The sequence below is a fragment of the Desmospora activa DSM 45169 genome, from assembly GCF_003046315.1.
Lineage (GTDB): Bacteria > Bacillota > Bacilli > Thermoactinomycetales > DSM-45169 > Desmospora > Desmospora activa.
On the sequence record NZ_PZZP01000001.1, the window covers coordinates 2,326,449 to 2,350,724 of the forward strand.

The following is a 24,276-nucleotide window of genomic DNA, read 5'->3' on the forward strand; positions in this document are numbered from 1 at the left end:
ATCATTGTCACTATAAAATCCATCCATTAAAAAACGTCGGCATAAATACCGACGTTTTTCATGTATCTGAGCATTTTTTACCGAAGAATCGATCAAGAAGAAGCGGTCTCTTCCTTTTTCTCTGACTCCGCGTTGGCATCTCCAAAGAAGACCTTTAAGAGAACCGGTGCAATCAGAGTGGTCAAGATGATAACCAAGACCATCGCGGTAAAATACTCTTGACTCAAAAGCTCTGCGGTGAGACCCGTGCTCGCGATAATCAGCGCCACTTCCCCCCGGGATACCATCCCAGAACCGATTCCAAGGGCACTTTTTTTATCAAATCCGGTTAAGCGCGCTCCGACAGTGCCGCCCACCAATTTGGTGATTACAGCGATTACCGTCATCACAACGATCAACCAGATTTGATCGGCAAGTCCAGCAAAGGAGACATTTAAACCGATGCTGACGAAAAAGACAGGCACAAAGATGGCATATGCAATCGGTTCCACCTTATGCTCCACTTCTTCTTTGTATTTAGTGGTAGACAGTGCTACACCGGCAGCAAACGCTCCAATAATGCCGGCAACTCCCATTTCTTCAGCCAGGTAAGAGAAAAAGAAACAAACGATCAGTGCTGCACTGATGAGGGATTCGCTCACTTTCAGAGGAGACAGCTTCTTCATCACCCAAGGAACCACTTTCCATCCCAAGAGAGCGATCGCTGCAAAGAAGAGGAATTTCTTGCCGATCACCAAAGCGATCGCATCCTCCCCACCGGCAAAACTCATCATAAACGCCAGCATAATCACAACCAACACATCATCTACTACCGCAGCACCCAGGATGGTAGTACTTTCGCGGGAACCTAAACGCCCGAGATCTTTTAAGGTTTGCACCGTGATGCTGACTGAAGTGGCAGACAACAACAGACCGATAAACAGGGATTGTTGAGAATCCAAGCCAAATGCCAAACCAGCGAAGTACCCACCCAACAATGGCAGAATAATTCCGCCTACCCCCACAGCAACAGAGGAATTGCGAGTCCGGTTCAGCTCTTTGATATCCGTTTCCAAACCGGCGATAAACATCAGCAGAAGCACACCGATCTCGGCCATCGTCTCAATCAGATTATCATTATCAACCCAACCCAGCACTGCAGGGCCGATGATAATTCCAACGAGCAACTTGCCCAGCACCGACGGTTGGCCTAATCTTACACTGAGATCACCGGCCAGTTTTGTGCTGAGAATGATGATTAAAATTGTGGCTATAAATAGCATCACAACACCACCAGTCATAAGAATTTTGTCATACTTTTAACCTTAAGAACGGACCTTTGGCTTAGGTTCAGCTCCGTTCATGATACCATTAAATGTTTCTGCCATAAGTGAGGATTTTGTTAAAGAAAGCTCTTCCATCAGTTTCCTCAACCTTCCACATCCTATACATATCCCAATTTATAGGCTGTCCTCGATATGGAAGCATAAAAAGAGGAGACCCAAAAATCAGTCACCCTTTATCTGTTACCCTTTCAAGCAAAAGAAAAAACCGATTTTCATAAGAATTCCCGTCAATCGCTTTCACTTGCGCAATAAAAAACAACCCGTCCATTACAGACGAGTTGTTTGCCGTCTTTGCATTTGTCGTTTATATCCCCTTGGTTGATTCCCAATAAGCTTGATCTAACGTCTTCAGCTTTTTTTCCGTCTGCGTCCGGTAAGTATCGATATAAGCTTGAGGTTCCTTGGGATTGGGCCAGCGATTGATTTTTCCGCTAGTGGGGGAAATGATCTTACTGACCGCTCCACATCCTAAACCGATAATGGTTTGTCGCTCTTCCATGATGATGATGTTGTAGAGACTCTCCTCACCGGGAAGTGCATAGCCGACGTTTTCCTGGTTGCCGAGAATATTTTTTTGCCGGTATAGGTAGTAGGGAACATAGCCGTGTTTGCCCGTCCAATCCCGTGCCTCCGCCACCATGCGCGCAATCACTTCTCCGGGAGCCACTGGATATTTTTCCGGGTTTCGCGTCATATGCGACCCTCGTTTAAAAGAAAGGGTGTGAACCGTTAGCGATTCCGGCATCAGCTCTTCCATCATTGTCAGCGACTGCCGAAACGTATCCAATCCTTCCCCAGGCAAACCGATGATCAAATCCATATTGATATTGTTTAAGCCCATTTCCCGGGCAAGCGCGTACTTTTCCAGTGTTTCTTTCACCGTGTGGTGGCGACCGATCAGTTTAAGCGTATCCTCCTTGAAGCTTTGAGGATTGATACTGATCCGATCCACCTGCCATCGCTTCAACAAATCCAACTTTTCTCGCTCCAGCGTATCGGGACGACCTGCCTCCACCGTCAACTCCCGTACACGATCAAAATTGGGAATACACGCTTTCATCCGTTCAAACAAAGCTTCCAACTGTTCCGCCGTAATCGAGGTGGGCGTCCCTCCGCCAAAATAGATGGTCGTAACCGGAAGGCCGCGATTTTTTAGCCACTCTCCCGTCGCTTCAATCTCCCAGTGAAGCCCTTCCAGAAAATCTTCTACTGATCCGTTCCGCCCTTGGATGGCATAAGCGGGAAACGTACAGTAAGCGCATTTGGTCGGACAAAAGGGAATACCGACATATAAACTAACTTCCCGGTCTAATCGATACAGATCGGGTAACACCGTTGTCTGCCGCTCCACAATCTCATCCAATAGATCTAGCTTATTCGGTGCCAAACGGTAATCCCGCTCCAGAATCGCCCTCGCCTCAGCTGTGGACATCCCTTCCAGTAACAGATTGTGCAACAACTTGGTCGGGCGCACACCGGTTAGAATTCCCCAGGGTTGCCGCATTCCACACGCTTCTTCCAATACTTGCAGAAAGGCGTGATTCACCACTTGTTTTACCCGTTTGCGCCGGGTCCGTTCATCCTGTGCCGACACATGCTCCCGACGATGGGAGCCATGCCAAGCTTGATCGTGGGCAGGATCGCTCAAGGTGACAGCCACTTTTACCTCATCGCCTTCATCCACGGTAAAATGGACGATGGCATCCGTCCCCTCTTGGTTTTCCACCACTTTTACTCCAGGAAAAAACAACCCGGCGATCAGTTCCAGATCACGATAAAAAGCCGTAGCAATGCCGGATACATGTAATCGCTTCATCCGTCTCACCTGACACCCATCCGGTGCAAGGTGTCTTCCCCCTTTGATAACCCGAATTCACCTTTCCCCAGTCTATCCCACCGGCAGCGGGAAATCAACGCGGGAGCGGTAAAGGATAAATTCTTCCCCTAGTAGAGACGCAGTTTCTTTCAACAGGATCTGTCAAATGAAAAGGATCTTTTCCTGTCTTGTAGAAGAGATATTTTCAACCCTCATCCAAAAGGAGGAAAAAGTATGAGTCAACCTGACGCATATGATCCCTTCGCCGTAATCTATCATCAACATTGGGGCTATTTTCCCGATCGATTCTGGCCCATCCTGGAAGAGCGTATTCTAAGTCATCTTCCAGCAGACGCCTCCATCCTCGATTTGTGTTGTGGCACTGGTGGATTGGCTAAAAAGCTGACAGAAGCCGGGTGGGATGTAACCGGGGTGGACGGATCCGTTTCAATGCTGGAAATCGCCCGCCGGGAAGCACCACATGCCCACTTCCTCCACTCCGATGCACGGGAGTTTCACTTGGAAACGAAATTTCATGCCGCTCTCTCCACTTTTGACAGCTTAAACCACATCCTAGAGTGGGAGGGATTAAAACAAACATTTACGAATGTTTACCACACTCTATTGCCCGGAGGAGTCTTCTTTTTTGATCTCAATATGCAGGAAGGATACCACCGTCGCTGGCAGGGTCAATTTCATATTGTGCATACGAACCACGCAGTGATGGTTACATCCCGCTACGACGAGCAACGCCTGGCTGAGATGGATTTTACACTGTTTACCTTGGAACAAGATGACTGGCATCGCACTAATTTCACCTTGACACAGCGTTGTTATGAGGAAGAGGAAGTAACCCGCGAATTGCAGGAAGCCGGCTTCTCCGATGTAAAGGTACATGATGCCGCCCTTTTTGGTTGGGATCAAACTGGTCGTTCCTTTTTCTATGCTCGCAAATCATCGGAAGGAGTAAGTGGATAATAATGCATTTGATCTATTTATTATTCATCGCTATGATGGAAAAGATGGTCGGATGAAAAAGCGTGGAGACTGGTACAAAAAAGACAGCCCTTTGACCACTCCACATGGCTAAAGCAGTGGGATTCTTGGGTAGGTAAAGTTTACCTGCCGGCAAAACACACATATAAGGAAATCCTCTACTCCTTTTCATCCCATATTTGAGGTGACAATCGTTTTGAAAACATCAACCTTATCCCTTCAGGATTATGTCAAATTTATTATCCCTTCTTTGCTCGGTATCTTTCTGTTTATGATTCCAATCTCTGTTGATGGGGAAGCCACCATTCCTGTCGCCCTGTTGGCTGGATGGGTGCAAGAGCAGTTTGAGCAGTGGCTGCCGGCTGTGGCGACGATGATTTTATTTTTAACCGCAATCGGATCGCTTGTAACCAAATGGCTCCAGCCCGGTTTTATTCGACGTTCTCCCTTTTTAACCGCTTTGCTCCATGTATCACCGTTGTGGTTAATCGCCCGTCTGCTCGCTTGTGCTTTTGCCGTCATGGTCTTTTTTCAGGCAGGTCCCGCCTTTATCACCTCAGAGGATACTGGAGGCCTAATTCTATTTGATCTGGTAGCGGTTTTGTTGTCCGTCTTTCTGTTTGCGGGATTGCTGCTGCCACTGCTGCTTGACTTTGGGCTGTTGGAGTTGTGTGGTGCGCTGTTGACCAAAATCATGCGTCCCATCTTTACTTTGCCCGGTCGTTCTTCGATCGATTGTGTCGCTTCCTGGATGGGAGACGGGACGATCGGGGTGTTGCTCACCAACAAACAGTATACAGAAGGATATTACACCAAGCGGGAAGCTGCCGTCATCGGTACCACTTTTTCTGTCGTTTCGATCACTTTTACCATTGTGGTTTTGGATCAACTGAATTTAACTCATCTGTTCCTGCCCTACTACCTGACAATCGTGCTGGCCGGTCTTGTCGCCGCGGTGGTGATGCCGCGCATCCCTCCGCTCTCCCGTAAAAAGGACGACTATGCACCCAGTGCGGATCCTCGACCGGATCAATCGATTCCCGCCCATCGAAACCCGTTTTCATGGGGAGTGGAGCTAGCCGCCCGTCGCGCAAGTACAAAGCAGTTTTCATCCGTTATCGTAAACGGTTTAAAAAATGTGCTCGATATGTGGGTAGGTGTTATCCCGATCGTGATGTGCATCGGCACTATCGCCCTCATCATCGCCGAATACACCCCGCTTTTTCAATGGCTGGGGGCTCCGTTTGTCCCGATCTTGACGCTGTTGCAGGTGCCGGAAGCGGCCCAAGCGGCGCAAACGATGGTGATCGGCTTTGCCGATATGCTCCTACCCGCCATCATCGGCAGCGGCATTGAAAGCGAGTTTACTCGCTTTGTGATTGCCTGTGTCTCAGTGACGCAGTTGATCTATCTATCGGAAGTCGGAGGGTTGCTGCTCGGCTCCAAGGTTCCCGTCAATTTTATCGACTTGGTGTTAATCTTCCTCCTGCGTACCCTGATCACATTGCCGGTTATCGTATTAATGGCTCATCTCATCTTTTGACAATGAAAAAGCCCTGGAATCTGATCCAGGGCTTTTTATCGTTTATTGGCATTTAACGGCTAACCTTAGAAGCGTGAAACGGACATTCTCCCTCTTTCTGGGGGGTATTATCGTCCGGGAAGAAGTACATCTTCCACGGTATAAGCTCGCTGCTGGTGATCGGGCCGAGGTCAGGATGCGGGCCGATTGCATCAAAGGCTTCAAGTCGTTTGCGGATCGTTTTACGAGCGTTTACACCGCCTTTCTCTCCCGGCTTCAAGCCATCAAAGATGGTGATAGACTGAAACATCAAAACCAGTCCATCCCCTAAGTTGCGGCTCTTTTTTAATTGATAGGAAGGTGCACAGCCAAACACAAACATTTGCTCACCGTGAAAGCAAAAATTCCACTCCGGTTCTTGCGGTGATAGTGGCTTATCCGAGGGCCACGGTTCCTCATCTTGTTCGTGGAGAAAATGTAAGCTGTCCCAAAACATTTGCCGGTATTCGTCATGGTTCAATTGCTGTTCTGGTGGTGCGATCAAGATGGCCAGCGTTAGCAATCCGTTCGCCTGACGCGTTCGCTCAACAAAGGTAGCCAATGCTGATACCATATCTTCACTTCGATGGTGATCGGCATAAGCGAATAACACTTCGTTTTTACTCAAGGCTTGAGTGCCAAAGTAACAAGGAAAATCCGGCCTTGATACTTTGGCGGTAAATTGTTGGTATGATCGTTTCACCCAATTTGGAGTTGTGTCGGCGTTTTGATCAAAATCCTGCGGTGAGAGCAAATGCATTTTTAACTCCTCCCACTATAATTTCATATAATCCAAAAATTCAATAATGATTCTTCCCTTTTGACTTTTATTGTTTTATCTGATTCCACAAAAATATATCGCGAAACGTCTCCGCTTTTCGATCAACCCTTTCCTGTTGATTCTTTATGGATTATCATCATCCATTTTCCAACTTCTATCTTATGGGAAGAGTTACGACAATGAAAGCAAAAAATGATGATACCGTTCCATTTGAAAAGGGTAATCACAGAAAGATGGAGCATGATAAATAGAAACGATTGATGGAGGGTATGCATATGCCGAAAAAAGGGGACCGAACCGTGGAAAAGCCAATCGGTAACCAATCCGAATCCAACCTCTCACCTTATGAGACAAAGTCGAAACAGGGAAACGATCCTACCGAGCAAACTTCCTCTGACAAAAAAAGAAACACATAGGCCGCAAAAAAAGAAACCCAACAGAGAGCTCTATATCTCTGTTGGGTTTCTTTTTTTACAACGTTCCAATCTGTTTTATTAAGACTGAAGTACCCGCTCCACATGTGCGATTACATTATCTACGGTAAAGCCGTATCGTTCCAGCACCACCCCACCAGGAGCGGAAGCACCGAAGGTGTCAATGCCGATAATACTGCCACCATCGCCAGCTACTCTATCCCAGCCGGAGGGATGAGCCGCTTCGACGACAACACGAGCTTTAATAGCGGCAGGTAGAACGGTTTCGCGGTAAGCCTCATCCTGTTTAAAGAACAGCTCACGGCTGGGCATGCTGACCACCCGTGCTTGCACACCCCGTTCAGCCAAGCGTAAGCGTGCCTGTACCGCTAGGCTAACCTCAGAGCCCGTCGCCACCAGAATCACATCGGGTTGGCCGTGTTCAGCATCGGCTAAGATATATCCACCTTTGGCCACGCCGGCGGTCGCTTTTTCCGCCGACCCTTCCAGGATGGGAAGTCCTTGGCGGGACAGGGCGAGGGCGACAGGCCCCTCCCGGTGTTCCATGGCAAAGCGATAAGCCGCTACCGTTTCATTGCCATCGGCAGGGCGGAAGGATGTTAAGTTAGGGATCAGGCGCAAGGACGGCAACTGCTCTACCGGCTCATGGGTAGGACCATCTTCACCGACGGAGATGCTGTCATGAGTAAATACATACAGCACCGGCAGCTTGCTCAATGCCGCCAAGCGGACAGAAGGGCGCAGGTAATCGGAGAAGACCAGGAAGGTAGCGCCAAAGGGACGCACCCCACCGTGGAGGGCCATTCCGTTGAGGGCGGCACCCATGGCGTGTTCTCGTACGCCAAACCATACATTGCGCCCAGAGTAATCATCAACGTGATAAACGGCTTCCCCTTTTAGATCGGTTTTGTTGGAAGAGGCCAGATCTGCCGATCCCCCAAACAGTTCCGGTACTCGCCGGGCCAAAGCATTCAACGCTTCTCCGGAAGCGGCACGGGTCGCCATTCCCTTCGCATCCGGTGAATAGGTCGGCAGCTCTGCATCCCAATCAGCGGGAAGCTCTCCCTCGATCACACGCTCCAGCTGCTGGGCCAGTTCCGGATATTTTTGGCGGTAGGATTGCAGCAGCGTTTGCCACTCCTGTTCAAATCCGGCGCCTTTTTCCTGTAACGCGGCGAAGTGTTGCTGTGCCTCCTCCGGAACAAAGAAAGGCTCATCCCACTCCCAACCGTAGGCTTCCCGCACTTTGGCCGCTTCTTCCGCACCGATTGGGGCACCGTGGATTTTATGTGTTCCCGCTAAGCTGGGGCTGCCAAAGCCGATCGTTGTTTTCACCTCGATCAGCGTAGGTTTAGTCGTTTCCGCTTGCGCTTGCTCAATCGCTCGACTGATGGCATCGAGGTCGTTTTCATCCTCCACCCGTACCACTTGCCAACCATATGCCTCAAAACGCTGTTGCACATCTTCCGTAAAGGCGTGAGCCGTCTGCCCGTCCAGGGAGATATCGTTGGAATCGTAGAGGGCAATTAATTTACCCAGCTTTAAGTGACCGGCCAAAGAAGCGGCTTCTGCGGCAATCCCTTCCATCAAGTCGCCATCGGAACAGATGGAATACGTAAAATGATCGATCACAGGAAACCCTTCGCGGTTGTATGTGGCGGCTAGATGGGCTTCCGCCATCGCCATACCGACGGCGTTGGAGATTCCTTGCCCCAGCGGACCCGTGGTCGCTTCCACTCCAGGCGTACCGTGGTTGGCTTCTGGGTGACCTGGGGTTTTACTGCCCCATTGGCGAAAGTTTTTTAGTTCATCCAAGGACAAATCATAGCCAAACAAATGTAGTAAACTGTAGAGCAACATCGAGCCATGTCCCGCCGACAAAATAAAGCGGTCGCGGTTGAACCAGTCCGGATTGACCGGATTGTGTCTCATATGACGTGCCCACAATGTGTATGCCATCGGTGCCGCTCCCATGGGCATACCAGGATGACCGGAATTGGCTTTTTCCACCCCATCGATGGAGAGGATACGAATGGTGTTGACAGCGAGTTGCTCCGTTGATCGGTGATTTTGTGGCATGGAGTTAAACGCCTCCTTGTTAAATTCGACAATCGTTTAAGCTTGTTGCTTCGCTATATTTTAAGGCGAGTGAGATTTTAATGTCCAGGTGTTGTTGCTGTTTGTTTACTTTTCCAAAATCAAGGTGACCGGGCCGTCATTGGTAAGAGATACCTGCATCATCGCTCCAAATACCCCGGTCTCCACCGGAACACCCCATTGACGCAGCCGTTCGTTGAAACGGTCATACAAGCGTGTCGCCTCATCCGGGTGGGCGGCTGCCATAAAGTTGGGGCGTCTTCCTTTGCGACAGTCCCCGTACAGCGTAAACTGGGAGACAGATAATATGCTGCCCCCCACATCCAGTAGCGAGCGGTTCATCTTTCCTGCTTCATCTTCAAAAATACGTAAGTGGACGAGCTTTTCCGCACACCAGCCGATTTCTGCTTCTCCGTCACCGTCGCTAAAGCCGACCAGACAGACCAGCCCGTGTGCGATCGCTCCCGTTGTTTTCCCATCCACCGAGACATGGGCATCTTTTGCCCGCTGGACAACGATACGCACACCCATCCTCCTTCGACGCTTTCGTCATTGCATAATGCGTTGCACACTATAAATATCGCGCACCCGTTTGATTTTTTCTACCACTGACCGTAAGTGTCCCAGATTGTGAATGGAGATAGAGAGATTGATCGTGGCCATCCCACGGCGATCCGCGCGGCCGCTAACAGCGGTCAGGTTGACGCCGGTTCCTGAAACCGCTTGCAGCACCTCATTGAGCAGCCCTTGCCGATCCAGTCCTGTCGCTTCCAAATCCACATTGTAAAAGTAATCGGCCAACCCTTCCCATTCCACCGGGACCATCCGGGCTTCCTCCACTTGTGTTAAGTTGGGACAACCCACTCGATGAACCGATACCCCTCGCCCCTGTGTGACGAAACCTTGAATATCGTCTCCCGGTACCGGATTACAGCAGCGGGAAAGGCGCACCAACAGGTTATCCACGCCTTTTACCTTGACACCAAACCCATTCCGATTGCGATGACGGGAAGGCATCGCCTTTACATCTGGGAGTACAAACGGCTTCTCCTCTTCCGTCTGTAACCCTTCCGTCAGCCGGTTGACCACCTGTGCCGGGGAAATGCCGCCATAACCGACAGCAGCAAACATATCCTCCACTTCCGGGAAGTTAAACTGTTGGGCTACTTCTTTCGCCCGCTCCCCGCTCAACAAACCGGCTCCGTCGACGTCTTGCTTTTTCAAGGCAGCATCCAACATCTCCTGCCCCTTGGCTACACTCTCTTCCCGCCGCTCTTTTTTAAACCAATTGCGGATCTTATTGCGGGCTTGGGATGATTTAACCAGTTTCAACCAATCGCGGCTGGGTCCATAACTGTGTTTGGAAGTGAGAATTTCGACGATATCGCCGGTTTTTAACTGGTGATCAAGGGGAACGATTTTATTATTCACCTTGGCGCCGATACAGCGGTTACCGACCTCGGTATGAATGCGATAGGCAAAGTCGATCGGGACGGAACCCACCGGTAGCTCCAACACATCCCCTTTGGGGGTAAATACAAAGACAGCGTCCGAAAACCAATCCATCTTCAGGTTTTCCACGAATTCCTGCGCATCGTTGGTCTCCTGTTGCAACTCCAGGATCTCGCGGAAAAACTTCAGTTTTTCATTGAAGGTGCTGCCGTCGTTTTGGTTGCCTTCCTTATAAGCCCAGTGAGCAGCGATCCCGTATTCGGCGATGCGATGCATCTCTTTTGTCCGGATCTGCACTTCGATCGGTTCTCCCTTAGGGCCGATCACCGTCGTGTGTAGCGATTGATATAAATTGGCCTTGGGCATGGCGATATAATCTTTAAACCGCCCCGGCATCGGCTTCCAGATCGTGTGGATAATCCCCAGAACCGCATAACAGTCCCGCACAGAATCGACAATCACCCGCACCGCCAGCAGGTCGTAGATTTCATTGAATTGTTTGTGGTCTTTTACCATTTTGCGATAAATGCTGTAAATGTGCTTGGGCCGTCCCGAGATGTCCGCAGTGATGATCATCTGTTGCAATCGCTCCAGCAACGTGGCGATCACTTCATCCAGATACTGCTCCCGCTCCGCCCGCTTTTTCTTCATCAGATTCACAATGCGGTAATACTGCTGCGGGTTAATGGTACGAAGGGCACTATCCTCCAACTCCCATTTGATCGTGGATATACCCAGGCGGTGGGCCAGCGGGGCAAAGATCTCCAGGGTTTCCTGAGCGATCCGTCGCCGTTTGGCTTCCGGCAAATATTTCAAGGTGCGCATGTTATGGAGGCGGTCCGCCAGCTTGATGAGGATGACGCGTATATCTTGGGCCATCGCCACAAACATCTTGCGGTGGTTTTCCGCTTGATGTTCCGCGTTGGATTTATACTTCATCCTTTTTTTCAGCTTGGTTAGCCCGTCTACGATCTGGGCGACCGTCTCACCAAAGGTTTCCTCCACCATTTCCAGGGTAACTCCGGTATCCTCTACCACATCGTGCAGAATGGCAGCAGTCAAAGTGGTGGCGTCCATCTGCAGGTTGGCCAGGATCCCCGCCACTGCCACCGGATGACGGATATACTCCTCCCCGGATTTGCGAACCTGGCCTTCGTGGGCTTTCTCAGCAAAGAGATACGCTTCCTTCACTTGGGCCAACTCTTCTTTTTTTAGATAGCGTTCCGCTAACTTCAGCAATTCCTCTATGGACATATCCCACTCACCTAGATGCTTATTTGAAAAGAGTTTTTCCTTATATTATCTATAAAATCAGCGAGTAAGTAAAGAGGAAGGTATAACACTACCGGCATCCGCCCAAACTGCCGCATCATCCATCGCTGTACTCCAACCAAAAAACCCGGCATAGCCGGGTTGTACTGCCTATCACCGTGAACGACGGCTCTGTTTTTGCTGAAAAAAGAAACCGCCAGTTTTCCAACGAATATAGAGGAACAGGACAGAAAACAGAATCGCTTGGATCATCATCAGTGTGAAACGCAGTTTTTCTTCCTCCGCCGACTTCAGCAAAAACATCGCAACAAAAATTCCGCCATAGGCTACCAATTCAAATGAGAGCAAAAGCAACCGCCAAATGCGGTACAGATAAGATCGAATCTGGATATCGCCAGGGTTAAACAATTCCCGGAAAAGGGCGATAACGACAAACACCATCCATAAGACAAATCCAGATACCACTAATAAAGCAAAAGCGGCAACCAATTCTCTAAAAAAGGTTTGAATAAAGTCAAGCATTTTTGACAAACCTCTCCTTCTTCATTCCATTCCATGATCACGTGTCAATCGATCTTATAATACCACAGATATGGAGTGAATGGTCCGCGTCAAAAGGATGGTGTTTGCCCCTTTTCGATTAAAAAATTTATTTAGCTGAGAGAATCAACCGATCAGCATTTAACTCATCTGCACAGCATCACACCAAGCGGCATAGGGGCAATACTGGCATCGTTTTCCCGGCTGCGGTGGAAAAGAAGAGGAATCCTCCCCCTGCAACCGGTCGGTCCAGCGCGTTAATGTTTCTTCAGCCGCATTCATCCAGCGGTGATCGACCGTAAAAGCGATTTCACGATTAGGCTTTAAAAAATACAGCACCGCCCGATCCAGCTCAATTCCCCACACCTGGCGGATGGCCAAGCTATACAGTTGTAATTGCGGCAGGTACTCTTGTGCCAGTTCCTCCACCTCATCCGCTTCCACATCGTTTGTTTTCCAATCGACCAATTCCCAATGCCCGTCCCGGGTACAATGAAGGCGATCGATGGTTCCAGTCACACGCAACCCATCTCTTTCCAATGTAAAAGGGGCTTCCCGCAGCTGACCAGCCATGGTGTGCATCTCCTGACAATAGCGACTCTGTACATAGGCGCGCACCAGCGGTTGAAATTGACGCAAGGCCCGCTCATGGTTGGCGGGGTGGATCTCCGATTCTGCCAGCAAGCGTTGAACGGTGGGCATCCAATCCGCATCCGATTGTGGAATATCATCCATCGTTTCCAACAGGCGGTGGATCAGCTCCCCCCGTACCCGCGGTGCAAGCGGTCCAGTGGAAGAGTGACTCCCGAACTTTGTTTCCCCTTCCCACTCCGGCATTTGTAAGATCTCAGCAAAAAAATAGCGTCGGGGACAGTTGGCTAAGACGGTTAGATCCGTCACGCTCACTTCTAAGCGATCCACAGCCGTCCATCCACGGGGTTCCCACCAGCGCCAAGCGGTATCGATGGGAGTGGAAAGAGAGTTTGACATCCGTGCGGATTTCTTTTTAACATCACCTTCGCTCTCCGCTTCACCGGTAAAGGTGCGTACCGTTAAAGTCGGCCCATCTTCCTCACCTGGAAATGTCCACCTCCCTCGCTCCCAATCAATACGATCATAGCCGAGAATGCCATCCAGCCACTTGGCCCACGTATCCGCCGACAGCAGCGGTTTACCGGTGGCCGCTCCTTTATGTTCCTGAGGAGCACCGGACAGAATCAGCTTGCGAATCGCCCGGGTAGCGGCCACATAAAAAAGTCGAACCGACTCCTCCCGCGCCCGTTCCGTTTCCCGTTCACGCCACTGGACCCACCGATCCGTTTCCTCCCAGCCACCAACAGCGTCCGGTATTTTCATCACCAGCCCCCATTGGCGATCCAGCTGCATCTCCCCCCACTTCACTTGTGGCTTTTTCGCCAATTCCGGCACAAATACCACTGGAAACTCTAAGCCCTTGGATTGATGGATCGTCATTAAAGCGACCCTGTTTTGTTCAGAAGGAGCGAGAGGCGCTTCCGTTTCCGGGATTTGCCGGGCTAGGGTCCCTTGCAAGCGCTCCAACCAAGCGGAGAGGGAGTATGTCATCCCTTCCCCCCATTGCCGGGCCATCCGCACCAACTTATTCACATTGGCGATCGCCTGCTTGCCGTGGGGAGTCGTTGCCCAAATCTCCCTCAGCTCCGTCTCACGAATGATTCGCTCCAACAAATCGGCAACCGGAATTCTACCCACCCACCGACGCCAGCGATTCCAATCGGCTACAAACCGGGACAGTTTCAGCTGTTCATAAGGGAGATCCTCGATCCAAGCGGCCCAATGTTGTGGCTGTCGATACCACTCCTCCCTTCGCGAGAGACGATAGAGTGTCTCATCAGACACCCCGCACAGGGGAGAACGTAGGCACCCCACCAATGACAGCCGATCCTCCGGGTCCGCCAACAGGCGCAGAATATGGATAAGATCCCATACCTCTTGCTGTTGGAAAAAACCTCTTCCCTTTACCACATGAAAAGGGATCGCCAATTTCGTCAGTGCTTCTGCAAACACCTTCACATGGGTCATCGCCTGAAACAAAACCGCGATCTCCCCCGGTTGTGTCCCCTGTTGCAACAGGGCTTCAATCCGTTTCGACACTGCATTTGCTTCCGCTTCCAGGGGGTCGGTCTTCTCCTCCCCTCGATCAAGCAACACCTCTACCGGCGCATCCTCCCCGTCCTCATGATAGGAACGAGCATGGCGGTAATCGGAAAAAAGAGGGGTAAACAAGCGGTCAATCGCCGCTATCACCCCTTTGCCGGAGCGGAAATTATCCAGCAGAAGTACCTCACTCCCACCCACTGCTAAAAATTCTTCCCGTGTCTGGGCAAACAGCCCAACATCCGCCCCCCGAAAGCGATAGATCGATTGTTTGGGATCGCCCACTACAAAACCTTTGCCCGGCACCTGTTCACCCGCCGGCCCTGGCAATAACAGTTGGAAGAGTTCCTTTTGCACCGGGTTGGTGTCTTGAAATTCATCCACCATCACATAACGGATACGGCGGCGTAACGTTTCCGCCACTGGTGTATGCTCCTGCAACAACCGGATCGCCCGCATCTGCAAATCGTCAAAGTCCAGTGCTTGCCGCTCGCTTTTTCGCTGCTGATACGCCTTTTCTACATCCCGCAACAAATCAGAGACTATCGCGGCCAGCTCCACTTCTTGTGGAGCCGCGATCATTCCCTTTAACACCATCGCCCAGGATTGAACCGCTGTGCGCGCCTGCTCCCGCCACTGCAACAAGGTGGAATCCCGACCCCAATTTCCTTTTAACAAAGATAGGCTAGTTTGTGCCACCCACAAGCGCTCCCTATGATCCTGAGAGTGAAGGCGCGCTACCAGATTCGGCCATGCTTGTTGAAAGCGTTGCAGCAGTTTTCCGCCTTTCAGTGAAACCAGCGCTTCAGCAGCAACACGAAATTGCAAACGGTGTTTCTGCTCTTCTCGTTCCCGTGTACTCGTCATCTCTTGCAAGTGTGTGTGGGTACGGTCAGCCAGCTCCTCTGCGCTCCAGCCGAGGGCAACCATCTGTCCGTATAAACGTTCCAGTCCTGTCACCGCACCATGGAATCCCCAGGCGAGCAACAACGATTCCAGGGCTGTATTCTTCTTTTCAAGGGCACGAGTTAACCCTTCTTCCACCACCTGTGTCAGCCACTCCCCGCACTCTTGTTCATCGGCAACCGCAAACTGAGGATCCACATCCGCTTCCACCGGAAATTCCCGCAACAAAGCAGCGCAGAAAGCGTGAAAAGTCATCACCTGCGCTCCTTCCACCTGTACCAACCACTCGCTCCAAGGCGGTTCCAAGTCTGAACGGGACCCCTGTTGCCGCTCTGCCCGTTTACGGATGCCCTGGCGAATGCGATCCTTCATCTCAGCCGCAGCCTTATCTGTAAAGGTAATCGCCAATACGCAAGGAAATGGGTTTACAACCTCTCTTTCCCGTTCCAAAATCCGCAAGTACCGCTCCACCAATACTCGTGTCTTACCGGAACCGGCTCCTGCTGAAACTACACAGTTTTGATCGAGGCTTTCAACAGCCGCCCGTTGATCCAACGTCAGTTTCATCCGACTTCCCTCCTTCTTTGCCGGACATGCGCAGGCGATCGATCCGACAGATGGTACGATGGGGGCAGGTTGAGGGGCAGGCGCGCATAGGCGCGACTGCAAATCGGCCGCTTTTTAACTCCTGCAACCGCTGCAGAATTTTTTGCCGCAACGCTTGCTGTACCTGTTCCCATGCGTCCTTTTCCAGCAATCCTCCTACCCGGGAGGAAATACCGACTTGTTGTGCCTCCTCTTTCCGCCATAACCCCTGGTTGCGGTTATCCCCCGGCAGCCCGTCCCCCTTGCGAGTGCCTGATGTATAAAAAGCGGCTCCAACCGCTTGTTCTGGGTTTAATCCTTGCTCCTGTTCCAATATCCACAGATAGAGCGGAAGTTGGAGATGATAGCCTGCGATCACGTCTCGGGCCGAGGGAGCAGCGCCTGATTTATAATCGTACAAGATATAACGGCCCGCTTCATCCATATCTACTCGGTCCACCTTTCCCCGTATCCGGATGGAAACGGCTTCGTTCAGCCTCAACGCAACGGGAGAGGTCAAGCTGTCCGGGTCCGCTTCGCCCCGACGTAGTGCCGCCTCATCCCGCCCGAGACCAAATCCCCATTCCAGCCACCGCGGGCGGAAAGAAGCCGTTGCTCCTTCCTTCCCACGCCACAGTTGCTCATGCTCTACCATCGCCTCCAACCGCAGCAACAAACGGCGCGCTTCCAATCGAACCCATACCGGCATATGCGCCCAACCCTTACGCTCCGCTTCCTCCCGCCATACTTGCTCCGATACTCGTTTGAGATGGCTCATCGGCTCTTCTTTCTGCAAAAGCTTGTCCGGTTGATCCCGATACCGATCCCAAAAGCGGCACAAGATCCGGTGCATGATCTCTCCCCGTTCCATCGGGGTTAACCCCGTTTGGCGCCCTTCGACAGGAGTGAGCCGTAACAGACGAGCGGCAAAATAGTGAAAAGGGCATTGCATCGCCTGGTTGAGGGAAGTAGCACTCCAGACGGTATCTTCCATTTCCGACCGAATTGCTTTCGCTTGGATAGAGGATGCCAATACGCCGTCAAAAGCGGTGTATAACGGTCCCCACCGGAATTGCTCCGTCTGTACCCGCGCCGCCCATATCCTTACCTTTGCAGCATTCGAATTCCACGGCAGCACCTGCCGCCATCCCTCCCAATTCGGGGATAAGTGCAACGCCTCCCTATTCACTTGGGACAAGGCCTGAGACAGCCCCTGTTCAGCGGTGGCACAATCCCGCCATGTCATGGGAGCGGGGTCCAGTTGCTTCTGCAAAGATGGCACTACCCGGGTCAATTCCTGCAGAAACGGCGACGGCAAGATCGGATTGGCAGCTTCGTCAGCGGCAGGAAAAGAGAGGATAAGGGTTTCCTCCGCCGCTTGCATCGATTGAAAAAAAGGAACCCATTGCCGGTTGCGCTGCTCCTCCGCTGTAGCCAACTCCACTCCTTCCCCCCGCAATCGCAGCCGCTCCTCATCGGGCACAAGCCAATCCGGCGCAATCGGACGAGGCCAGCACCCTTCCGCGCATCCTAACAGAAAGACGGCGGCAAATCGGCGTCCTCTCACCTGATTGGGTTCCAATATGCGAATCCCGCCGCGCCTACCCGGTGTTACCGTCAGCGGGCTTTTCTCCAGCGCCCCCTCCAAGGCAGCCACAAACGAAGTCCAATCACAGGAAAGTGTGCCCCATCTTCCATGCTCAAAAATCCGCCCCCACTCGGACCGGATCTCCATCAACCCTTCCCACGCCCGGCAGTCGGCGGCCATCGCTTGCCACTCCTCCATCGGGAAAGTGCCCGTTTTCGCTTGTGGTCGCAAAGGGCGAAGCCATTCCTCAAACCAGTGAAGCCATCCCGCCCATGTCTGTTCTACCGGAGCGGATTGCAACCACGACAAGAAAGCACGAAAGGACTCAACCCCGTTCGGGTGCTCCGCGTCCTCCAACTGATCCTCCCACTTTGAAGGAACCTCCCCATCGAGAAAAAGGCGTCTCCATTGTGCACGCATCCGATAACTCGGACTTCCCGGCAGATAGGGAGAATCCAGCAAATGACGCCAGGCATCTTTGTATCCACCTTTTAAACGAAGAGCCAGCGCAACCGTTTTGGCCATGGGATGGGAAGCGAGTGGCATACGATAAGATGTATGGATGGGAAGGCCCGCTCTTTGCAAACGCGGGAATAAGAGCGGATGGTACCGCTCCGGTTGCTGCGTCAAAATCGCTACCTCAGACAGGGGGCGATTGGAATGATACAACCATTCCTTTAGCCGTGCCACCATTCGATCCACTTCTTCTTCCACTCCAGCAGCAGCCACCACCTGGATCGACGGATCTCCTTCCTGGATTTGCGGCCGCTCTAAAAACAATTGCTCTTCCACATGATGAAGGAGTGGGGTTTTAGCCGAAGCCGACATCGCGTCCTGTTGCTTTATTACACGAAAACCGCGGCGACGAAATCGCTCCACCGTTCGCGCCGTTTCGCGAAACAACCGCAGACGCCGATGATCCCACGGCAGATGAAGGGATACTTCCACTCCTTGGGTAACCGCCTGGATCAACCATTGTTCCTGTAGTACCGACAAATCCGGCACATGTTCCACCACAATTCGCTGCGGCAACGGCGCTTCCCCCCGCCGCATCCGTTCCATCCCTTCCAGGTAAGGTTCCTCATGATCCCATAACCGCCGTTCTTGCAACAACTCTTGATAAGCTTGATAAATCAACCCCAACTCCATCAGATGCAAGCCGCGCTGATTCCAGATCTGCAACAACCGCCCTGGCCGAATTCCCGTTCGTTTCACTTCACCGATGCGCCCTTCCACTTTGGTCAGCCAACCGCTCTTATTGACCATATGCCGGTGATGGTGCAGCTTTCCATCCGCTTCCACGCGGGAGACAGCTTGACGGACCAACCACTCTTGTTCCACCGGCGTCATCAGCGTTCGGGGATGAGCAGAGGCCATTAGTCGAACAAAGCGGTCAAAAGTATGGACGGAAACCGCCTGTTGATCCATTCCCGCTCGTTCCAACTGGCGATGGACTTCCCCTACCATATCACCGGAGGGGATAAGATAAACCGTCTTCTTTTGATCATGTGGACGAATGTTAAACAATCCCATTCCCAGATGTGCCTGTGATACGGGATGAAGCACCAGCCATCCGGCCATGTTGCACTCCTCCTTTTCGGCGGAAACGATTCCCTGCCATATGGTGCATGAGGATTGAGACCTCGGGTTAAACCATGTTCATCCCCCGCAACAGCGGAGGGACTTCATCGTGAAAGGGGGAACCATCTTGAGTTATCCTGAGGATCCGTGGTTGAATCCGGAGATGGATCCAAAAAAGCTGATCGACTTTCCTGATGAAGATGACCCAGGAACGAACGTGTTGCAATCGATCCAGGAGATGTGGGGACCCACCCCGTACGATGAAGAATCGGACCGGAATGCAGAACTCCGCAAACCGCGCCGATAAAATCAATCAGAAACCGTCCTCGCCAGGGGGCGGTTTCTGATTGATCAATACTTTTGTCCTTAGATACGAGGAGACGTTACAATAAGAAAGGCTCTTTCGTTTACGTAGAATGGTATGTATCCATCTTTCACAAGATCGATCAATTTTTTTCATAAGAAACAGGAGGCACGTATGACTAGCGAAAATCTTTATGAAAAACTGGGCGGCAAAGAAGCAGTCGCCGCAGTAGTAAACGACTTTTACGATCGTATGATCATCGATGACCGTGTCAACCATTACTTCCGAGAGGCCGATGTTGATTCGCTTCGCACCCACCAACTCAATTTTTTCCTCCGGTATGTTCTGGGAGGCAGCGACGATTACAAAGGAAGCGCCTTAAGCATGGTTCACAAAGGACTCAATATTTCATCGGAGGATTATGAAATCGCCATTCATCACTTTAATGCTGCTCTGCGCAAGTATGATGTTCCCATTGATATTCGCATCCAGATTGAGGCGTTTCTGCGCACCGTTAAACCCCACATTATTGAAAAGTGAACGAAGTGGGAGGGATTTTTGAATCTGCGTGCTCTTGCTGTTTGCAAAGAAAAAGGTAAATGTCCGCTCCAGCCACCGAGAGCGGGAGCGGGCAAAACTCGTTGTCGCTTAAACAAGTAACCCGCTTTTTCCCACTCTCGGCGTCTTTCGCTGAGTGGAGCAAAGGCACTTCGCTTTCAAAAATCCCTTCCAATCCCCTAAACAGGCGAGGGCACTGTCGTTACGGTAGAAGCCCCGCCTTTTTTGAGAGATCATCATTATTGGACCGAGCCCAAGGAATGATCCGTAAAGGGAATGCCTTCTTGTTCCAAGACTTGACGCTCCCGGCCATGACAAGTACAGAGAATGATTTGGTGTTGCTCCGCTACCTTGCCTAAGATGCGAATCGCTTCCCGCAGCCGTTCACCGTCAAAGTGAACCAAGCTGTCATCCAACAAAATGGGAAGGGGGCTCTTCCCATTTTGCGAAAAGAACTGCACCAACGCCAGACGAAGTCCGAAATACATCTGATCGATCGTTCCTTGACTCAGCTGTTCCACCGGTTGACGCTCTCTTGTTTCCGGGACAAAGACGCTGATCTGAATTCCATCAGTGGGATCGATTAGAAGATCGCGGTAACGCCCCCCCGTCACCTCTTCCACCCAATTGGTGGCATGGGGTCGAATGCGGGGAACAATATCCTCCTGTACTTCTCTCGCTGCTTCCTCCAACACATCCAACGCCGCTTGGATCACCCGTTTCTCTCCTTCCAACTCCTTCACCTTTTCACGGGCGCGACGCCATAACGCTTCCCGCTCCGACAGGGACGGCAATTGGTCGGATTGCGTTTGCAAGCGCTCTTCCAATTTCAACGTTTCTGTATCCTGTTGCTGACTCGCCCACTCTGCTTTTGAGCAAGCCAATTCCGCTTCTTTCAACCTTTGTTGGAGTAAATAAAGATCCAGCGTCTCTTCTGGCCAATCCACCGTCTGTTTGAGTGACTCCTGAATCTCTTTCAGCTCTTCCTCCCACTGCTCTTCTTGCTTTAATGCCTCCTGTTCAGACAGTTCTTCTCTCACCTCAGCCAACTGCTCATCCAAACGGCGAACATGATCACTCATGAGGATGGTCTCCGACCAACTCTCAGGATCTTCCACTCCCAAGCGTGAACGCCAGTAGGTCGTCTGTTCTTGTATCCGATTTAACCGTTCACGAGAGCGAACCAACTCTTTTTCCAACGAGGCGATCTCCAGCCGCAGACGTTGCTGTGTATCCCTGGCCCGACGGGCTTCCTCAGCCATTTCCTCCAGTTTTTCTCTCCATAACTCCCCATCGAAAACCCCCAGGTTTTGATTTTTTACGGTTGCCCAACTTTCCATTTCCTGCTGAATCTGCTTCATCCGTTCACGATTTTGCCGATCTTGCAAGCGGGCCCCTTCCCTTTCTTGAATCCGCTGGCTTTGTTGATCCGCCAACCGTTGCAGTTCAGAAGCGGCTCCCACCTGCCAACGGTCCAAAATCGTCTCCTGTTCTTGCATGAGGGATGCCAATTCATTATAGACAGTCTGCAATTCGCTTTTCTGCTCCTTGATCTGCCGCTGTAAATCGGTAAGCGTCAACATCGGCTCCCCTTTTGCTTCCGCCTCTTCTCGCTCCTGTTTTAGCGCCTGCCAATCTTCATACAGTTTACGTTGGCGCTCTTCCCACTCCCGTCTTACTTGACGATCGACACTGCGCAGGCGGGAGAAACGAAAAAAGGCGAACACGCTAAAGAAAAACGGCAGCAATCCAATGCCGGGGAAAGGAGAAGAGAGGGCCAACAACGACAGTATTCCTCCCGCCACCCCCAACCACAGCCAGGAAGAACTGGAGCGCGAGGGCGGAATTTGTGAGTCGACGACTCTGGCCAAAAATTGTTCCCGCTCCAACCGATCCACCCGTCTGTGTAAGGATGACAAACGGTCCTCCAACTCACGCCGACGATCGCGACAACGTTCTTCCTGTTCCCGCAACTCCAGCAGGCGCTGATGATCTTTTTGTAATTCAATACCTTTGATGCGATCATCCATTGTGCCCTTGGTATCCGCAGGGAGCAACTGGCCTTCCAGCCGTTGATATTCCTCCAAACGGTGAAGATGGCGCTGCACCTCTCCATCATCTATGGAGAGCCATTCCGCTTTTTCCGCTTCCCATGCTACCAATTCTCTTCCCAACTGTTCCAACCGCTCTTCAATCTCTTTGACACGGCTTTGGGGGAAATTGCGCTCTGCCAACACCGCTCTAAGCTGATCCGCCTCAGCGGGAGTGAGCAGGGTGGCAGGCATCGCTTGCACGCGCTCCCTTTCTAGTCGGTCCCGTTTATCGCGGAGGGAGCGCCAGCGATCCATTTTGTAGCTGAGATTCTTTTCTTTTTCAGCCATTCTTTTTCGATACTCTTCCCGCTGAAGGCGTAATTTCCATTGCTCCGCTTCCTGGTGCATTCGCTCCAGCTTCTCTCTAAGCGCTTCACCCTCCGAGCGCATACGGGTCAAACGGGCTTGTCCTTCCCGCAGGCTACGGGTTTGTGCCCGCAGTTCGATCACTTCCTGTTCCAGCTTCTCAGCTAGCTGACAAGCGGCTCCATACGGACGGGTTCGGGCTAGTGATGTTTTTCCGATTTCCGCTAGTTCCCGTTCCAACTGTTCCAAGGCGGGCTTTAAATTAAGCTCTTCGCCCTGGCTGACCAATTGCCGGATTCGTTCCACCACTTGTTGATCCCCGGCTAAGGTTTGTGCGGTCATCATTGATACTTGCGTAAATAAACTCCTCGGAACACCCGCCATCTGCTCCAGGATATTGTGATCTTTGCGTCGATCCATTGGAAATGTATCGGTCAAGTCGCGTCCGGTGGCCAGATCGATCAATTGCTCTCGCTCTTCTTCCCAGTGCAGGGAGCGAATCAACCGGTACGATTTTCCTTGGAGGATAAAATCAAGCTCACCCCCATAGCGGCTGCTTTGCCATGGTTCATACGCTTCTAACCACTCTGTTCGCTGCCGTCGGGCCACCCCTTCCCGCTTGCCGCCGTACATCATCGCTAGCAACCCATTGATCAAGGTTGATTTACCGGCTTCATTGGGAGCCTCAATTAAGTTGATACCAGGCTGGAAGGAGAAAGAGCGATCAACCCAACGGCCAAAACCGTGAAATGTCAAGCGTTGGAACTTCATTTTTTCACCTCCGGCGTCAGCAGGGCATCCAAACCTTTTAAGAGTGCTTTATGCCAATGCTCTCGTTCCTCATCCGCCGCTTGTTCGATTCGTTGTTCCATCTTTCGCACAAACGTACCCACAAGCCCCTCGCGGTTGCGGAGGTGTTCGAGGTCATAATCGGGAACCGTTTCATCCACGATCTCCACATAATGAAAACCGGATTGCTTCAGTTGTAAGCTTAACCAGTCCGGTTGTAAGCGCCACTCGGACTCTTTTCGTCCTGTTAACACCAACCGGCGGCAAACGTTTCGCTCTTCTCCCTCCGGCACCGCCACCTGGATGCGTGCCAGCGCTTCTCCATCGGTTTGACACCCATCCACCGCAATTGTATCCACTTCAAAGCGGCGGGTCTGTACCGGGACGGTTTCCCAATGACAACCCTCGCCATCTATTCGCCCCCAAGTTACCGTTCGTTCTCCCGTCTCCCGCCACCGAAGCGCATGGGGAGAGCCGGGATAACGGACCCAGGTTTGTTTGCGGTTGTTGAGACGCAACGAAAACGGCTGATGGATATGTCCCATCGCAATATAATCCGCCTCAAGCGCTGCCAGCTCCTCTTTTGTCACAGGGAAATAAGGGGAGCTGCTTACTCCATTTAGCAAGGTGCCGTGAAACAAAAGGATCAAACGCTCTCCTTCCTGTACGGAGACGGACGGCAAGCTGCCATTCGGTTCCTCAAACTGACGAAAACCCCGTCCAACTACGGTTAAACCGTATTGTGGGAATTGGTACTCCTGCCAATCCTCCGCAAAGATCCATACATGCTTCGGCCAGTCCAACGAATGATAATAAGAATCCAAACGATAGGGATCATGGTTGCCGGGAGCGATCAACACAATCGTATTGGGAATGCGCTCCAACTGCTCCATCAGCCACTGTGCCGTCGAACGGCTGGCTGTATCGTATTCCAGCCAATCTCCAGCAATCAGAAGAAAGTCAACTTGCTTTTCGATTACGGTATCAATAATGGCGGCAAAGGTGCGGCGATGTTCATCCCGCCACTGCAACATTACTTCATCGCTTCCACGCCAGCCTTGAAAGGGAAGATCCAGATGGAGATCTGCCGTATGTATAAAGGTAAAAGGCTTCATCAGTTTATCACCTTTACTAAAAATACTTTAATCCTACTCTG

At 51.5% G+C, this 24,276-nt stretch carries 15 protein-coding genes; 4 read left to right on the top strand and 11 right to left on the bottom strand.

Annotated elements, in window-relative coordinates; translation table 11 throughout:
• Positions 1-92 precede the first annotated feature (92 nt).
• Positions 93-1,262, bottom strand: coding sequence for a cation:proton antiporter (locus tag C8J48_RS11285; protein WP_107726847.1), 1,170 nt, complete (start codon positions 1,260-1,262; stop codon positions 93-95).
• A gap of 367 nt (positions 1,263-1,629) precedes the next feature.
• Positions 1,630-3,141 carry a coproporphyrinogen III oxidase gene (locus C8J48_RS11290; protein ID WP_107726849.1) on the bottom strand — a complete coding sequence of 504 codons (1,512 nt, stop codon included), beginning with the start codon at positions 3,139-3,141 and terminating at the stop codon, positions 1,630-1,632.
• A 234-nt stretch (positions 3,142-3,375) separates the two neighbouring features.
• Between C8J48_RS11290 and C8J48_RS11295 the strand changes: the two genes are divergently transcribed.
• Together C8J48_RS11295 and C8J48_RS11300 are read left to right on the top strand one after the other, a co-directional pair.
• Positions 3,376-4,119: a class I SAM-dependent DNA methyltransferase gene (locus C8J48_RS11295; RefSeq protein WP_107726851.1), complete on the top strand. Its 744-nt coding sequence runs from the start codon at positions 3,376-3,378 to the stop codon at positions 4,117-4,119.
• 289 nt (positions 4,120-4,408) lie between these two features.
• Positions 4,409-5,680: a YjiH family protein gene (locus C8J48_RS11300; RefSeq protein ID WP_107727721.1), complete on the top strand. Its 1,272-nt coding sequence runs from the start codon at positions 4,409-4,411 to the stop codon at positions 5,678-5,680.
• A gap of 52 nt (positions 5,681-5,732) precedes the next feature.
• On the opposite strand, the gene C8J48_RS11305 is transcribed toward C8J48_RS11300, so the two are convergent.
• From C8J48_RS11305 to C8J48_RS11335, 7 genes are all read right to left on the bottom strand, one after another.
• Complete coding sequence (locus C8J48_RS11305) at positions 5,733-6,458, bottom strand: YqcI/YcgG family protein (RefSeq protein ID WP_107726853.1); 726 nt, start codon at positions 6,456-6,458, stop codon at positions 5,733-5,735.
• 515 nt (positions 6,459-6,973) lie between these two features.
• Positions 6,974-8,992 (bottom strand): transketolase, encoded by a 2,019-nt coding sequence (tkt, locus tag C8J48_RS11310; RefSeq protein WP_107726855.1) that lies wholly within the window; start codon positions 8,990-8,992, stop codon positions 6,974-6,976.
• Positions 8,993-9,097: 105 nt separating this feature from the next.
• Positions 9,098-9,535: a D-aminoacyl-tRNA deacylase gene (gene dtd / locus C8J48_RS11315; protein WP_107726857.1), complete on the bottom strand. Its 438-nt coding sequence runs from the start codon at positions 9,533-9,535 to the stop codon at positions 9,098-9,100.
• A 24-nt stretch (positions 9,536-9,559) separates the two neighbouring features.
• Complete coding sequence (locus tag C8J48_RS11320) at positions 9,560-11,716, bottom strand: RelA/SpoT family protein (RefSeq protein ID WP_107726859.1); 2,157 nt, start codon at positions 11,714-11,716, stop codon at positions 9,560-9,562.
• A 171-nt stretch (positions 11,717-11,887) separates the two neighbouring features.
• Entirely contained in the window at positions 11,888-12,256 is a 369-nt protein-coding gene (locus tag C8J48_RS11325; protein ID WP_107726861.1) for a hypothetical protein, read from the bottom strand.
• A 159-nt stretch (positions 12,257-12,415) separates the two neighbouring features.
• Positions 12,416-15,883, bottom strand: coding sequence for a UvrD-helicase domain-containing protein (locus C8J48_RS11330; RefSeq protein WP_107726863.1), 3,468 nt, complete (start codon positions 15,881-15,883; stop codon positions 12,416-12,418).
• Positions 15,849-19,070 (bottom strand): PD-(D/E)XK nuclease family protein, encoded by a 3,222-nt coding sequence (locus C8J48_RS11335; RefSeq protein ID WP_107726865.1) that lies wholly within the window; start codon positions 19,068-19,070, stop codon positions 15,849-15,851. The genes C8J48_RS11330 and C8J48_RS11335 overlap by 35 nt, the downstream gene beginning before the upstream one ends.
• A 127-nt stretch (positions 19,071-19,197) precedes the next feature.
• Here C8J48_RS11335 and C8J48_RS11340 point away from each other — a divergent pair, with 127 nt between their 5' ends.
• Together C8J48_RS11340 and C8J48_RS11345 are read left to right on the top strand one after the other, a co-directional pair.
• Positions 19,198-19,377, top strand: coding sequence for a hypothetical protein (locus tag C8J48_RS11340; RefSeq protein WP_146160483.1), 180 nt, complete (start codon positions 19,198-19,200; stop codon positions 19,375-19,377).
• Positions 19,378-19,548: 171 nt separating this feature from the next.
• Positions 19,549-19,914: a group I truncated hemoglobin gene (locus C8J48_RS11345; protein ID WP_170105394.1), complete on the top strand. Its 366-nt coding sequence runs from the start codon at positions 19,549-19,551 to the stop codon at positions 19,912-19,914.
• A gap of 257 nt (positions 19,915-20,171) precedes the next feature.
• On the opposite strand, the gene C8J48_RS11350 is transcribed toward C8J48_RS11345, so the two are convergent.
• Positions 20,172-23,102: an AAA family ATPase gene (locus C8J48_RS11350; protein ID WP_107726871.1), complete on the bottom strand. Its 2,931-nt coding sequence runs from the start codon at positions 23,100-23,102 to the stop codon at positions 20,172-20,174.
• Positions 23,099-24,235 (bottom strand): metallophosphoesterase family protein, encoded by a 1,137-nt coding sequence (locus tag C8J48_RS11355; RefSeq protein WP_107726873.1) that lies wholly within the window; start codon positions 24,233-24,235, stop codon positions 23,099-23,101. Before C8J48_RS11355 ends, C8J48_RS11350 begins: the two co-directional genes overlap by 4 nt.
• Positions 24,236-24,276 lie beyond the last annotated feature (41 nt).